Annotated in this window: 11 protein-coding genes and 1 pseudogene; 2 read left to right on the forward strand and 10 right to left on the reverse strand. The window is 70.7% G+C overall.

The features are described 5' to 3' along the window. Window positions 1–181: 181 nt before the first annotated feature. From ligD to QH470_RS16875, 4 genes and pseudogenes are all read right to left on the reverse strand, one after another. Window positions 182–1231 (reverse strand): annotated as a pseudogene (ligD, locus tag QH470_RS16860) (non-homologous end-joining DNA ligase); the annotation flags it as partial. A gap of 104 nt (window positions 1232–1335) precedes the next feature. After that, window positions 1336–1608, reverse strand: a complete 273-nt coding sequence (locus QH470_RS16865) for an antitoxin (RefSeq protein ID WP_280273318.1) — start codon at window positions 1606–1608, stop codon at window positions 1336–1338. A 35-nt stretch (window positions 1609–1643) separates the two neighbouring features. After that, on the reverse strand, window positions 1644–2807 hold the full coding sequence (locus tag QH470_RS16870; RefSeq protein WP_425302692.1) for an MBL fold metallo-hydrolase: 1164 nt from the start codon (window positions 2805–2807) through the stop codon (window positions 1644–1646). Further along, window positions 2807–3532, reverse strand: coding sequence for an enoyl-CoA hydratase (locus QH470_RS16875; protein WP_280273355.1), 726 nt, complete (start codon window positions 3530–3532; stop codon window positions 2807–2809). Before QH470_RS16875 ends, QH470_RS16870 begins: the two co-directional genes overlap by 1 nt. An 87-nt stretch (window positions 3533–3619) precedes the next feature. On the opposite strand from QH470_RS16875, the gene QH470_RS16880 reads away from it, so the two are divergent. Then, on the forward strand, window positions 3620–4819 hold the full coding sequence (locus QH470_RS16880) for an NAD(P)-binding domain-containing protein (RefSeq protein ID WP_280273319.1): 1200 nt from the start codon (window positions 3620–3622) through the stop codon (window positions 4817–4819). Window positions 4820–4873: 54 nt separating this feature from the next. Here the strand turns inward: QH470_RS16880 and QH470_RS16885 are convergent, their stop codons facing one another. Both QH470_RS16885 and QH470_RS16890 read right to left on the reverse strand, forming a co-directional pair. Next, window positions 4874–5731: an aldo/keto reductase gene (locus tag QH470_RS16885; protein WP_280273320.1), complete on the reverse strand. Its 858-nt coding sequence runs from the start codon at window positions 5729–5731 to the stop codon at window positions 4874–4876. Between the two features lie 77 nt (window positions 5732–5808). Then, window positions 5809–7395 (reverse strand): carboxyl transferase domain-containing protein, encoded by a 1587-nt coding sequence (locus QH470_RS16890; protein WP_280273321.1) that lies wholly within the window; start codon window positions 7393–7395, stop codon window positions 5809–5811. A gap of 188 nt (window positions 7396–7583) precedes the next feature. Between QH470_RS16890 and QH470_RS16895 the strand changes: the two genes are divergently transcribed. Further along, window positions 7584–8813, forward strand: a complete 1230-nt coding sequence (locus tag QH470_RS16895; protein WP_280273322.1) for a lipase family protein — start codon at window positions 7584–7586, stop codon at window positions 8811–8813. A gap of 67 nt (window positions 8814–8880) precedes the next feature. On the opposite strand, the gene QH470_RS16900 is transcribed toward QH470_RS16895, so the two are convergent. From QH470_RS16900 to QH470_RS16915, 4 genes are all read right to left on the reverse strand, one after another. Next, window positions 8881–9528, reverse strand: a complete 648-nt coding sequence (locus tag QH470_RS16900) for a DUF8020 domain-containing protein (protein WP_280273323.1) — start codon at window positions 9526–9528, stop codon at window positions 8881–8883. 214 nt (window positions 9529–9742) lie between these two features. Beyond that, the gene (locus tag QH470_RS16905) at window positions 9743–10480 is read right to left on the reverse strand and encodes a CbiQ family ECF transporter T component (protein WP_280273324.1); all 738 of its coding nucleotides are present in this window, start codon (window positions 10478–10480) and stop codon (window positions 9743–9745) included. Further along, window positions 10477–12615, reverse strand: a complete 2139-nt coding sequence (locus QH470_RS16910) for an ABC transporter ATP-binding protein (RefSeq protein ID WP_280273325.1) — start codon at window positions 12613–12615, stop codon at window positions 10477–10479. The genes QH470_RS16905 and QH470_RS16910 overlap by 4 nt, the downstream gene beginning before the upstream one ends. A 55-nt stretch (window positions 12616–12670) precedes the next feature. Then, the gene (locus QH470_RS16915) at window positions 12671–14134 is read right to left on the reverse strand and encodes a flavin-containing monooxygenase (protein WP_280273326.1); all 1464 of its coding nucleotides are present in this window, start codon (window positions 14132–14134) and stop codon (window positions 12671–12673) included. Window positions 14135–14214: the final 80 nt, after the last annotated feature.

A 14214-nucleotide genomic window follows, 5' to 3' on the forward strand; every position in this document is an offset into this window, starting at 1 on the left:
ACATCGAGACCGACGAACGCCGCGTGCTGGAACTGCAGGCCGCGTCCGTGCTGGAGCGTCAGCCCGTCGGTGAGCCGATGGCCACCGGCATCACCGCCAACCACGCGGGGGGCCCGCGGCGGCCCCCCCCCCGCCCCGCCCCCCGCCGCCCCCCCCCCCCCCCCCCCCCCCCCCCCCCCCCCGACACCAGCACCCCGCCGCGCTCCAGCCGCAGATCCCAGTGCAGGCGGCGGGCGTGATGCTCCTGGATCACGAACCTGTCGCCCGCGCCCGACGCGGGCGGCCCGGCGGGCACCGGCTCGGGAGTGCGGGCCGGGTCGCGCATCGAGCGGTAGGTGGTGAGTGGGTCGGTGGCCTGTTCCGCGAGCGGGGGATCCAGGCCGGACAGGACATCGCCGTTGTCCCGCCAGCGGGCCAGGACCTCGTCGAAGGTCAAGTGCCGCAGGTGTTTACGGTCCTCGATCTCCGCCCAGGTGCGTGGCGCGGCCACCGTGGGGTGGGTGCGGCCGCGCAGTGAGTACGGGGCGATGGTGGTCTTGGACGGATTGTTCTGGCTCCAGTCCAGGAAGACCTTGCCCGACCGCGCCGCCTTGGCCATGGTGGCCGTGACCAGCTCGGGATGCAGTTTCTCCAGCCCCGTGGCGAGCTGCTTGGCGACCGTGGACGCGCCGCTCGGGGTGAGTTCGCGGTCCAGGGGGACGTAGATGTGGATGCCCTTGCTGCCGCTGGTGACCGGGTAGGCGTCCAGTCCGGCATCGCGCACCGTCTCGCGGATCCACAGCGCCACCCGGGCGCAATCGTCGAGCCCGACCTCGGGGCCCGGGTCGAGATCGAACACCAGGCGGGTGGCCGGGCCGCGCTCGCCCCGCACGAAACGCCATTGCGGCACATGGATTTCCAGCGCGGCCTGCTGACCGAGCCAGGCCAGCCCGGCCACCGAATCCAGCACCGGATAGGTGACGTGCCGATCGGAATGCTCGACCGTCTGCCGCTGGAGCCAGCCGGGAGCGTGCGAGGCCAGATTCTTCTCGAAGAACGACGGCTCCGCGACACCGTTGGGCCAGCGCTTGCGGGTGACCGGGCGTCCGGCGATATGCGGCAGCAGGGCCGGGGCGATGGCGGTGTAGTACTCGATGACCTCGCCCTTGGTGGTGCCGGTGGCGGGGTACAGCACCTTGTCGAGGTTGGACAGCTCAACCTCGATACTCCCGAACCGGCGGCGGGACACCATATTCGAATTCTAGTGGCCGCCACCGACAGGCAGCGGCCGTACACACAGCGAAGGGCCGCCGCCGTCTCGCATTCGAGACGTCGAACGGCCCGTCACCACGGGGATCAGGGGGTGGGGCGGCCCGGGTCGGCCGGGGGCTCGGGCGCCGGCGGCGGCGGGGTCGCCGGACCCTGGCCCGGATTCGCCTGTCCCTGCTCGGGGATGGCGTTCTTCACCGCGTCGGTGCCCTTGCCGATCTTGTCGGTGTACTTGCCGCCGGTCTTCTCGTCGATGAAACTTCCGGCCTTGTCCACCGCCCCGTGGATCTTCTCGGCATTCTCGGAGGCCGCGTCCCTGCCCTTGCCGACCAATCCCTTGAGCGTATCTATCAGACTCATAGGTCCTACTCCTTACTCATCGGTCTTCGGCTGGATCACTTGCGCACATCTTCCCACCACGAGACCAGCGGTGATACCGCATTCGCATCGATACGCTGGCCGGGCAGCGGCACCGCGATGGGGGTGCCGGCGGCCTTGGCCGCCGCGACCACTCGCTGTACCGGCTCCGACCAGCCGTGGAAGGCCAGGTTGAACGTCGCCCAGTGAATCGGGATCAGCAATCCGCGGCCCGCGTCGCCGACGCAGACGTCGGCGTGGGCACGCACCGCCTCCTCCGGGTTCATGTGGACATCCGGCCAGTGCACGTCGTACGCGCCGATCGGCAGCAGGGTCAGATCGAACGGGCCCAGCGTCGCGCCGATCTCCGCGAACGCCTTGGTGTACCCGGTGTCGCCGCCGAAGTAAACCCGGCGCGCCGGGCCCGCGATCACCCACGAGGCCCACAGCGTGGTGTTGCGGACCAGCCCCCGGCCGGAGAAGTGTCGCGCCTCGGCGCAGGTGATCACCAGGTCGCCGTTGTCCCGGGCGCGGTCCAGATCGGACAGCGAAACCGAAGCGCCCCAATCCAATTCGATGATGCGCTGCTCTGGCACCCGCCATTTGCGCAGATGCGCACCGATGCCGATCGGCACGATGAACGGGGCCTGCTGGCCGGCGGCCAAGGCGCGCACGGTGTCGCGGTCCAGGTGGTCGTAGTGGTCGTGCGAGATGACGATCGCGTCCAGCGGCGGCAGCTGGTCCAGCGGGACGGGCGTGGGGTGCAGGCGGGCCGGGCCGATGGTCGGCGACGGCGAAACCCGTTCGCTCCACACCGGATCGGTGAGGATCCGGTACCCGTCGACCTCGATCAAGGCCGAGGCATGCCCGTACCAGGTGACCGCGAGATCGCCCGCCTGCGCGGGAACCTCCGGGGTGGCGAGCGGTATGGCGCCCGGGGGACGGCCCACGCCGGTGCGGGTCAGCGCGGAGAACAGCAGCGACAGCGACGAACCCGGCGCGAACTGATTGCTCGGCTCGGTGTTGTGGAACTGGCGGTTGCGGTAGCTCGCCGAGCGCGACGCGGTCAGCGCGATGGCCGCGGCGGAGGCTCCCATCGACTCCGGCAGGCCGCGCGCCGCCCGCAGCGCCCAGGTCAATCCGACCGCACCGGCGACACCCACGGCCGCGCGGCGCACAGCGGAACCCAATGACGAATTCATCAGCGCCCCGCGAACTTCGCCGAACGCTTCTGCTCGCGGGCCAGCTTGGCCTCCTTGGCGTCGTCGCTGCGCCAGGCGGCCTCCAGTGCGGCCCGCTGCTCGGGACTGTCCTCGCCGCGGGTGCCGTCGTCGTTGAACACCAGCTTGAGATGGCGTAACGACAGCGGCGCCAGCTCGGCGATCGATTTCGCCCACGCCTGCGCGTCGGCGAGGGTGCCGATGCGGTTGGCGAAGCCGAAAGCATAAGCGTCGGTGGCGGTTACGGGCTCGGCGCCCAGTAGTACGGTGCGGGCCGGGCCGCCGCCGAGCAGCGCCACCAGGCGGCGGATCGTCCAGCGGTCCACGGAGATGCCGAGTTTCGCGGCCGGGATGGCGATGTAGGACTCGGGGCTCATCACCCGTAAGTCCGAGGCCAGCGACAGTTGGACGCCCGCGCCGAGCGCGCCGCCGTTGATCGCCGAGATCACCGGCACCGGGATCGTCTCGAGCGTGCGCAGCATCTCCATCAGGGCGTCGAGGAACTCCTGGGAGTACACGCCGGACAGGTCCGCGCCCGCGCTGAAGATCGGGCCCTGGCCGGTCAGCACGATGACGCGGGCGTCGGCCGCAGCGGTCGTGACGGCTTCCCGTAGCAGCCCGACCAACTCCAGGTTGAGGGCATTGCGGCGCTCCGGGCGCTGCAATTCGATGGTGACCACGTCACCATCGCGGCTGACTCCGAGCAATCTGACCTCCCCGTCCATGCGGTATCGAATACTTTCACTCTATGCGGCGAAAGGTTGCTTGACCGCTCTCGACGCACCCCGCGTAGCGTGACGCCGGTGACCGCACCCGATTTCGAGATCCTGGTGATCGGCGCCGGACAGGCGGGTTTGTCGGCCGGATATCACCTGCGGCGGCTGGGATTGCGCCCCGAACGGGACTTTCTCCTCGTCGATCACGCACCGGGACCGGGTGGGGCCTGGCAGTTCCGCTGGCCGTCGCTGACGCTGAGCACCGTGAACCGGGTGCACGACCTGCCCGGCATGTCGTTCGCCGAGACGTTGCCGGAGGGTTCGGCGAACGCTCGGGCGGCGACCGCGGTACCGCACTACTTCGCGCTGTACGAGCAGCGCTACGACCTCCGCGTGCACCGCCCGGTCTCGGTGCGCGTGGTCTGCGATCGCGCCACCCCGGCCACCTGCCCCGACCAGCAGGTCGACGGCTTGCTGCACGCCGAGACGGAGGGCGGTAGTTCGACGGCCGCGTCCGGCGGTGACAGTGGTGCGACGGTCGCGTCCGGGTCGGCGACGGGTGGATCGGCCGGGGAACTGCGTGTGCGCGGGCTGATCAATGCGACGGGGACGTGGGAGAAGCCGTTCATTCCTTACTATCCCGGCGCGGAGACATTCGCGGGACGGCAGTTGCACGCGCACGACTACCGCACGGCCGACGAGTTCGCGGGCAAACATGTGGTGGTGGTCGGGGCGGGGGTGTCGGCGGTGCAGCTGCTCGACGAGATCTCGCAGGTGACGACCACGACGTGGGTGTCGCGCACCGAACCGCGGTGGCGGGAGGGACCGTTCACGCCCGACGCGGGCCGCGCGGCCGTGGCGATGGTCGAAGAAAGGGTGCGGCGCGGGCTGCCGCCGCGGTCGGTGGTGTCGGTGACCGGGTTGCCGGTGGACGAGCGCGTCCGTGCCGCCCGGGCGCGCGGCGCGTTGCGCTGGCACCCGATGTTCCGGCGCATCGAGGTGGATGGGGTGCGCTGGGCCGACGGCGTCTTCCAACCTGCCCAGGTGATCCTGTGGGCCACGGGTTTTCGCAGCGCGCTCGACCACCTCGCGCCGCTGCGATTGCGCGGCCCAGGCGGCGGCATCACCATGACCGGGCGCCTCGCTACCCAGGTCGCCGCGGATCCGCGGATCCACCTGCTCGGTTACGGTCCCTCGGCGAGCACCATCGGGGCCAATCGAGCGGGGCAGGCCGCCGCGGTCGAACTCGCCGACCATCTCGGGCTGCGGCGCCGGTAGTCGTCGTAGGTACCGCTCTCGAACGCGCGAGCGGCACTCGGCGGGTGGTCCGGGTCAGTCCTCCAGACCGACCGCGAACTCCGCCGGGTCGGGGCCGACGCGGGTGCCGGTGTCCAGGGCGGTGATCTTCGTCATCTGGTCGGTGGTCAGCTCGAAGGAGAACACGTCGAAGTTCTCCTGGATGCGGGCGGGCGTCACCGACTTCGGGATGACGACATTGCCCAGTTGCAGATGCCAGCGGATGATCACCTGCGCGGGAGTGCGGTCGATCTCCCGCGCGATCTCGGTAACCGTCGGGTCCTTCAGCTCGGCGCCCTGCCCGAGCGGGCTCCACGCCTCGGTGGCGATGCCGTGCTCGGCGTGGAACGCGCGCAGGTCCGCCTGTGCCAGGCTGGGGTGCAGCTCGATCTGGTTCACCGCCGGGGTCTCGCCGGTTTCCGCGATCACCCGCTCCAGATGGTCGCGGTGGAAATTGGACACCCCGATGGAGCCGATCCGGCCCTGCGATTTCAGCGCCTGGAACGCCCGGAAGGTGTCGATGTAGCGGTCGGCCCGCGCGACCGGCCAGTGGATCAGGTACAGGTCCAGGTAGTCCAGACCCAGCCGCTGCATGCTCGCGTCGAAGGCGCTCAGCGTCGAGTCGTAGCCCTGATCGGAATTCCACAGCTTGGTGGTGACGAAGACCTCGTCACGCGGCAGTCCGGAGTCCCGGATCGCCTGCCCCACCTCGGTTTCGTTGCCGTACGCGGCGGCCGTATCGATGCTGCGGTAACCGGCCTCGAGGGCCGCGGTCACCGTGCGGAAGGCCTCGGTTTCGGGTACCTGGAACACACCGAAACCGAGCTTCGGGATCACGTTGCCGTCGTTGAGGATTATCGACGGGACTGCGCTGGTCTCGCTGCGAAAGGTCACCTTTCCGACCGTAGAAGCGGTTTACCAGCCCGTCAACGAACGCCCGGAGCGTGTTCCCGCGGGGGACGGGTTCCGGTTCAGGGTCGGGGCAGGCCGAGCCGCCGGTAGCGGAGGTGTCGGGTGGCCGCGAGTTCGTCCGGTCGCCGCGCGCACAGCACGGCCAGTTCGTCGGCGAGAGCGGTAACCATGCGGCGGGCGAAGTCGACGGGTTCGTCGGCGGCGTCGGAGTGCTCCGGGACGATGCGATCGACGATGCCGTCGGCCAGTAGATCCGCGGCCCGGATACGTTGGGCGGCAGCGAGTTCCGCGGCATGGCCGGTATCGCGGTGCACGATGGCGCTGGCGCCCTCCGGCGGCAGTGGCGCCAGCCAGGAGTGGCGGGCGGCGAGCACGCGATCGGCCGGGAGCAGCGCCAGCGCGCCGCCGCCGCTGCCCTGCCCGAGCAGCACCGAGATCGTCGGTGTCGCCAGCGTGACGAGGTCCGCGAGGCAGCGCCCGATCTCGGGCGCCAGGCCACGCTCCTCGGCCTCGCGGGACAGCGCCGCTCCGGCCGTGTCGATCACCAGTACCAGCGGCAATCGCAGCTCCGCCGCCAGATGCATGCTGCGCCGGGCCTCCCGCAGCGCGGCCGGGCCCATGGTGTTCTCGCCGGTCTGCCCGGTCCGGTCGTGCCCGAAGACGACACACGACCGCCCCCGCAATCGCGCCAGCGCGTGCACCACGGTCCGATCCGATTCGCCCTGTCCCGTCCCGCTGAGCGGTACCCGATCCGTGGCGTGCCGCAGCAACTCCCGGATGCCGGGCCGGTCCGGTCGCCGCGAGCGCGCCACCGAGCGCCAGGTCGCCTCCACGTCCGAATGCCGTTCGCGGGCAGGCTTTTCCGCCGATTCGATGGTCTCCGCGCGCACCGGCGTCACGGGTGCGCTCGACCCGGATCTCTTCGAGAACGCTTCGCGGTCAGCCGGTTTCGCGCTGTCGACGGTGTCGGCCGGCGCCGCACCGCCGGTCACGTTGAGCACGCGGTGCGCGATCCGGCGGAAGACGCGCACCGGGACCACGCCGTCGATCACCCCGTTGCGGTACAGGTTCTCGGCGGTCTGCACGCCCGGTGGGAACGGGCGGCCGTAGAGGGCCTCGTATACCCGGGGACCGAGGAAGCCGATCAGGGCGCCCGGCTCGGCGAAGGTCATGTGCCCCAGCGAACCCCATGAGGCGAACACCCCGCCCATGGTCGGATCGCGCAGGTACACCAGGTACGGGTGCCCGGCCGCCTTGTGCGCCGCGACCGCGCCCGCGATCTTCACCATCTGCACGAAGGCCACGGTGCCTTCCTGCATCCGGGTGCCGCCGGAGGTGGGCGAGGCCACCAGCGGCAGCCCGAGTGCGGTGGCCCGCTCGACGGCGGTCACGATCCGCTCGGCCGCCGCGACTCCGATCGACCCGGCGAGAAAACCGAATTCACAGGCGATCACGGCGACCGGCCGGCCCCGCAGCCGTCCGGCCCCGGTCAGCACCGATTCGTCGGTGCCGGACCGCTCGGCCGCGGCGCGCAGGTCGGCGCGGTAGCGGTCCTCGGCATCGACCTCGATCGGGGGCCGATCCCAGCCGACGAACGAATCCGGATCCAGCAGTTCGCCGAGTAGTTCGCGCGCCGAGATCGTCACCGGCCGAGCCTAACCACGCCCCGGTCGCGGCGCGGTGCGCGGGTCTCCCTTCTGCTTCGACTTGGTAATGGCCGTTGACCTGCGTGTTTCTGTCGGGTTACGGTGAGTGGCCCGATGATGTGAAGTGTTCGGTGCGGACCCGTGACCGGGGTGCCCGCGCGTCGGTGTGCGGCGAGGTGGGAGGTGCGATGGGTTCGGGGCACAAGGGATCGGCGTATCGGACAGGCTCCACACTGGCTGTCCTCGCGGTGACGGTGTTGCTGGCAGTGCTCTCGGCACCCGTTGCGCGAGCGGATATTCCGTTTCCGGACGACGATCCGTTCTATGCCGCGCCGGGCGATCTCGCGGAGCAGCCGAACGGCGCGGTGCTGGGAGCGCGGCCGATCTCGCTGCTCGATCTGCCGATTCCGGTGTCCGCCTGGCAGATTCGCTATCGGACCACCGACTCCGCGGACCGTCCGCTGCTCGACGTGGCGACGGTGATCGTCTCGCCGCTGCCGTATCCGGGCCCGCGACCGCTGCTGTCGTACCAGGTGGCCGAGGACAGTCTGGGCACCCGGTGCGCGCCGTCGTACGCCCTGCGCGGCGGCCGTGATCCGGGCGTGGTGAACACCATGCTGGACCTGCCGTTTCTGACCGAGACGCTGCGCCGCGGCTGGGCGGTGGTGGTCGGCGACTACGAGGGACCGCAGTCGCGTTTCTTCGACGGCCCGACCGCCGGACGCGCCGTGCTGGACGGGATTCGGGCGGCGCGCTCGTTCCCGCCCGCCGCGGTCGGTGCGAGTCCGGTCGGCGCCTGGGGATACTCGGGCGGCGCGTTCGCGACCTTGTGGGCGGCGGAACTGCGTGCGCGGTACGCGCCGGACGTGCGGTTCGCGGGCATCAGTTCGGGCGGTGTCCCGACGGATATCCCGGCGATCGCGCAGCGGGTCGACGGGGGCGTGCAGGCGGGTCTGGCGCTGCTGATTCTGATGGCCTTGGCGCGCAACGGTCCCGACTCCGGACTGCTCGAGCTGCTCAACGACCGCGGCCGCGCGCTACTGGCCGAGAATGCGACCGCGTGCGGATCCGACCTGGTCCCCAAGTACGCCGGGGCTCGGGTGGACGATTTCGCCGCCGTCCCGAATGTGCTGGCGCACCCGGTTTTCCGGGCCGCTGCGGCGGCGCACGAACTCGGTGCGTCCGTTCCCGACACGCCGCTGTACCTGTACCACGGCATCACCGACGATCTGATTCCCGTGGCCGGATTCACCGGGCTCGTCGAGAACTACTGTGCCCGGGGCGCGAATCTCACCGCCGTGCACTCGCCGTTCCCGACCCACAACGGCGCGGCCATCGGCGAGGCGCTGGGCGGTATGAACTATCTCTCCGACCGTTTCGCGGGAGTGCCGCCGCCGGTGGGGTGTGTGGTTCGCTGACACCGGGTTCCGGTGCGGCGTGGGCCGCCCCGCGGGCATGGGCGCGCGGGGCGGCTGCGGCGCTGGGTCAGCGGCCGGTGACTTCCATCCACTTGGTCGTGCCCGGCGGCGCGGACAGGGTGCCGATGAGATCTATGCCCGCGACGATCAAGGTCGGTCCGCCTGCCACCAGGGTGCCGATGATGCCGCCGATGGCGGCGCCGGTGAGGATCGCGGCGATATCAAACGGGCCGGACCAAATGCCCAGGACCAATCCGATCACAGCCCCGAGCGCCGTGCCGATGAATCCGCCGACCGCCGTGGCGATGCCGAACTGGGATCCGAAGGACTGCATGGCGAGTTGGTTCTCTGCTAGCGAGGCCACTGGTTGCACCGGAGCGGGCCGGGCCGCGGCCGCGTTCTTGACGGCGGTCAGCTCCAATACCTGGCCCTCCGACCGCACCGCGTGCGGCAGCGGATATTCCAACCCGTCCTGGCGGACCGACAGCGGCAGCGTGACGAGCGTATTGCCGTCGGCCGACTTCACGTCGACGGTCTGTTCGTCACTCGACACCTCGAAGAAGCCGCCGTGCAGGGTGGTCTGGACGGTGTTGCCTACCAGGGTCGTCTCGTAGCGCACGTCGGGTGCGCCGGGGGACGCGTGGACGGTGCCGGCCCCCACGGCAACACCCACGACCACCGGCAGCGCCGCAGCGGTGAAATTGCGCAGTTTCATTTTTCAGTTTTTCCAATCTTCATCAGGTACTCGTTGTTGTCGGAAGCCCCCCGGACACGCGCTTGCAACAACCCCTGACATCAAGTCACCCCTGGTGCGGCGCGGGCCCGTCGACCCGGCTACACGACGTGTGTAACTGTACCGTCACCAGACGCGTCCGGGTACCGGAAATCGCTCCAGAGAGAATCTCTTTCGGTGTACCGGCGAGTTTGCTCTACGTGAGAACGTCCACCAGGACCGCGCCCGCGCACACGACGACCACCACCGCCAGCGCGATCGCGTCGCGCCGGCCGGGCCCGGCGGGGTGCGCGGTGAGCTGCCCGGTGCCGCCGCGCGCGGTGATGGCCTCGCCCAGTTCCCCGGCCCGGCGGGTGGCGACGGCCATGGCGGCGGTCAGGATGTCCAGCAGCGGGTTCACCGCCGCACGTTGCAGCGCCGAATCCTTGGGCCGCAGTCTGCGGGCGGCCCGCAGCACCCGCATCTCGTCCAGCAGCAGGGGCAGGCCGCGCAGCGTGAGCGCCACGACGACGGCCCACTCGTCCACCGGGATACGCAGTTTCCGCAGGGGCGCGCCCAAGGTCGCGAGCGCCGGGGCGATCTCACCCATCGGCGTGGTCCAGGCGATCAGGAACGACGTGGTCACCAGGACCAGGCCGAACACCACCACCTGCGCGTACCGCAGCACGGCCGCGCCGCCGACCGGAACATTGACCAGCGCCCCGACCAGCAGCATGGCCCAGAACCACCATGGCAGCCGCGGCAACGTCCCCAGCGGCAGCCGCGCCACCAGCCCGACGACCACCAGGAACAGCACCGTCATGCCGATCACCGGCCACGACGGCAGCACCATCAGCAGCACGCTGATCAGGAACGCCGCGATCATCTTCGTCCCGGCCCACATCCGGTGCACGGGACTGTCGACCGGAACCTGGCGCAGCAGCACGGTACTCATGAGGGATCTCCGGGTGCTTCGGGGCGCTGGATGTGCAGCCGTGCGAAGGTGGCGGTCGGCTCGGCGGCCGACTCGGGGCGCTGCTCGCCGGTCGCGGCGACCGAGTGCGGCGCGGTCTCCAGGATGCGACCCGACCGCAGATGCACGGTGCGGTCGCACACGGCCGCCATATCGGCGACGTCGTGCGAGATGACGATCAGGGTCAACCCGGAATCCCGCAGGCGGGCAAGCAGTTCCACGACCTCGGCGCGGCCCTCCGGATCCAGTCCGGCCAGCGGCTCGTCCAGCACCACGACCTGCGGCCGGGCCGCCACGATCGCGGCCAGCACGACCCGCTTGGCCTGCCCGCCGGACAGCGATTCGATGGACCGTGAGGCCAGCATCCGGTCCAGGCCCACCGCGTCGAGCGCCCGCCCGACCGCGCCGGAACCGGTTCCGCTGCCGCCCCAGTCCTCGATCTCCGCACCGACGGTCTGGCGCTGAAGTTGCAGTCGGGAATGCTGGAAGGCCAGCTCGACGGCCCCGATCCGGCGATGCACCGGCCGGGTCCGGGTGGGCTCGCGCAGCGTGCAGGTGCCGGCGGTCGGGACGATCAGCCCGGCCATGATCCAGGCCAGCGTCGACTTGCCGGAACCGTTGCCGCCCACCACCAGCAGCGCCTCGCCGCGGCGCACCGCGAGATCGACGCCGTGCAGCGCCGCGGCCGACCACGGCGTGCCGCGGTTGTAGGTGTGCCGGACCCCGCGCAACTCCAGCAGCGGTTCGCCCATCGGCCGGCGGCGGGCATCACGGACCGGCCGCGGCCAGGCCGGCAACCGCTCGACCTGACGTCCGCCCGACAGGTGCACGACCCGGTCCGCGGCCGCCGCGTCGGCCTCGTGATGCGTGACCAGGACGACCGCCATCCCATGCCGCTGGGGCAGTGCCGCGAGCAGGGCGACCAGTTCGCGGCGGCCGTCGGGATCGATCATCGAGGTGGCCTCGTCGGCGATGAGCAGCGCGGGTTTGCGGGCGAGGGCGGCGGCGACGGCCAGGCGCTGCTGCTGCCCGCCGGACAGCGTCGCGGTCTCGGCCCGGCCGAGCGCGCCCAGACCGACCTCGTGCAGCAGCGCCTCGACATCGACCTGCGCGGCGAGTTCGGGCGGCAGCCCCCACACCACGTCGTCGGCGACCAGCACGCCCAGCGTCTGACTCTCGGGCCGCTGCAATACCAGTGCGGTGCCGCCGAGCACGCCCAGCCCGGCCGATCCGGGCCGTTCCACGGTCCCGCCGGTAGGCGGGCGTCCGGCCAGCACCCGGGTCAGCGTCGATTTGCCCGACCCGTTGTGCCCGACCACGGCGACGAATTCGCCGACTCGCACGGTGAGGTCGATCCCGGCCAGCGCCTCGGTCCGCGCGCCCGGATAGCGGAACGACACGTCGCGCAGCGTCACCGGCAGCGGCTGAACCGGCCGGTCGTCGACCGGTGCGTCGAGCCGGTCCACGCCGGGCAGCCAGGCCAGCCGGTCCAGCACCGAACCCAGCGCGTACCAGGAGAAGATCGCGGTCGCCACCATGCCGCCCAGCACACCGGCGCCGACGAAGACCCACCACCAGCGCAGTATCAGGTCGGCGACATCGGCGACGGCATGTCCGGCGCCGTCCAGCCGGGCCTGCCCAGCGAGGTTCTCGAACCCGCGCGACGCGTTGCGGATGTTGTCGAACAACAGGTTTCGTGCCGTGGAGAAGATCAGCAGCCAGCCCAGCACCACCGCGGACCAGATCAGTCCGGCGGCGAGCGAGAGTCCGAGCACCGCCGCCAGGCCGCCGCGACGCCGCTTGACGCTGCCGACGATGCCGCCCAGCGTCGCCGCGCTGACCACCGTGATCGCCGGTACCAGCCCGCCCGCGACGAACGTCACCAGCGTCGCCGCCACCGTCGTGGTGACGATGGCACGCAGGCGGTAGCGATGTGCGAGCAGGCCCAGCGGCACGGCGGCGACGAGATTCAGCGCCGCCGCGAACGGGATCACCGAACCCAGCGTCACGAGTCCGACGGTGACGCCGCCGAGCACCGCTCCGGTCGCCAGCTCGATGGGGCGCAGCGGACCGTGCACGGGCGTCGGCCCGGTGCCGGGCTGGGGTGGAGCGGTCACGGGTCAAGTCTGCCAGTTCGTTTCTGTGACATCTCTGGCATGAGCGCCGTCGAGGTCAAGAAGGCATTACGAGGTCGTAGTCGGCGGGGTTCAGCCGTCGGGTGCGCAGTCGGTAGGAGGTGACGGTGCCGGGCCAGTTGTTGGTGATGCGCCCGGCGGCGTCGCGGTACCAGCTGCTGCAACCGGTCCACGGCGTGCGTTGCAGGCGGCGCTGGGTGTGGTCGTCGAACTCGCGCGCGACCGCGGCCCGGACCTCGAGCCCGCGGCCGGGATGCGCGGCGAGGTAGGCGAGGGCTTGGCGGATGTAGCGGGCCTGGCATTCGATCATGTAGACGATGGAGCCGATACCGAGGTTGGTGTTGGGCCCGTACATCAGGAACAGATTGGGGAACCCGGGCACCGCCATGCCGAGGTAGGCGCGGGCGCCGCCGGTCCACGCCCGATCCAGTTCCGCCCCGCCGCGCCCGGTGATCCGCATGGGCCAGAGGAATTCGCTGCCCTTGAAGCCGGTGCCGTAGACGATCACGTCGGCGGGATGCACCTCCCCGTCCGTGGTGCGGACCCCGCCGGGCACGATCTCGGCGATCCCGGTCGTCACCACGTCGACATTCGGCTGGGTGAGCGCCGGGTAGTACTCGTTGGAGAACAGCACGCGCTTGCACAGCACCGGGTAGTCGGGTGTGAGTTCGGCGCGCAGTTCCGGATCGGGCACGTCGCGGCGCAGCGCGCGGTGGCCGAGCCAGGTGGCGATCCGCCGGATGGGCGGGAACGTCGCCAGGCCCAGCGAGAGGAATTCCAGGAAGCACCACACCCACAGCCGCTGCGCCAGGCGCAGGCCCGGCACGTGCCGGAACAGGGCGTGGTGCACGGGCCGGTACTCCCGGTCGGTGCGACGCACCACCCAGGCCGCCGTGCGCTGGAACAGCGTCAACCGCGCCACCTCCGGCTGAATAGCGGGCACGAATTGGATTGCGCTGGCCCCGGTTCCGATTACGGCGACGCGTTTGCCGGTCAGTTCCACCGAGTGGTCCCACAGCGCCGAATGAAAGGAGGGACCCGCGAAGGTCTCGCGTCCGGGGATGTCGGGCAGTCGCGGCCGCGACAGCTGCCCGACCGCGGAGACGACCACGTCGGCGGTGTACACCGCGCCGTCGGCGGTGCGCACGGTCCACCGTCCGGCGGCTTCGTCGAAGGCGGCCTCGGTGACCTCGACCCCGAACCGGATCCGCTCGAGCAGCCCGTGCTTGCGGGCGATCGCGCGCAGATAGTTGTGGATGTCGGTGCGCCCGGAATAGCGATGCGGCCAGTCCGGCCGCGGCTCGAACGAGAACGAGTACAGCGGCGAGGGTACGTCGCAGGCCGCGCCGGGATAGGTGTTCTCCCGCCAGACCCCGCCCAGGTCGGCGGCGCGTTCCAGAATGGTGAACGCGCCGAACCCGTTGCGCTGCAGTTCCAGTGCCATGCCCAGGCCACCGAATCCGGCGCCGATGATGATGACCGACGGCGTTGTCGCGGGCATTGTGGTGCTCCTCACATCATGCTTCTCATCCTTACTGTAGGGAGGGTCGGCGAACTAGATCGACATATTCGGCCATAATC

The sequence above is a fragment of the Nocardia wallacei genome (assembly GCF_029868745.1).
GTDB classification, from domain to species: domain Bacteria; phylum Actinomycetota; class Actinomycetes; order Mycobacteriales; family Mycobacteriaceae; genus Nocardia; species Nocardia wallacei_B.

Bases quoted from the DNA above. Each gene is read 5' to 3' on its own strand.
- QH470_RS16865 (WP_280273318.1), bottom strand. From the start codon at position 1,608: ATGAGTCTGATAGATACGCTCAAGGGATTGGTCGGCAAGGGCAGGGAC.
- QH470_RS16870 (WP_425302692.1), bottom strand. From the start codon at position 2,807: ATGAATTCGTCATTGGGTTCCGCTGTGCGCCGCGCGGCCGTGGGTGTC.
- QH470_RS16895 (WP_280273322.1), top strand. From the start codon at position 7,584: ATGGGTTCGGGGCACAAGGGATCGGCGTATCGGACAGGCTCCACACTG.
- QH470_RS16900 (WP_280273323.1), bottom strand. From the start codon at position 9,528: ATGAAACTGCGCAATTTCACCGCTGCGGCGCTGCCGGTGGTCGTGGGT.
- QH470_RS16905 (WP_280273324.1), bottom strand. From the start codon at position 10,480: ATGAGTACCGTGCTGCTGCGCCAGGTTCCGGTCGACAGTCCCGTGCAC.
- QH470_RS16915 (WP_280273326.1), bottom strand. From the start codon at position 14,134: ATGCCCGCGACAACGCCGTCGGTCATCATCATCGGCGCCGGATTCGGT.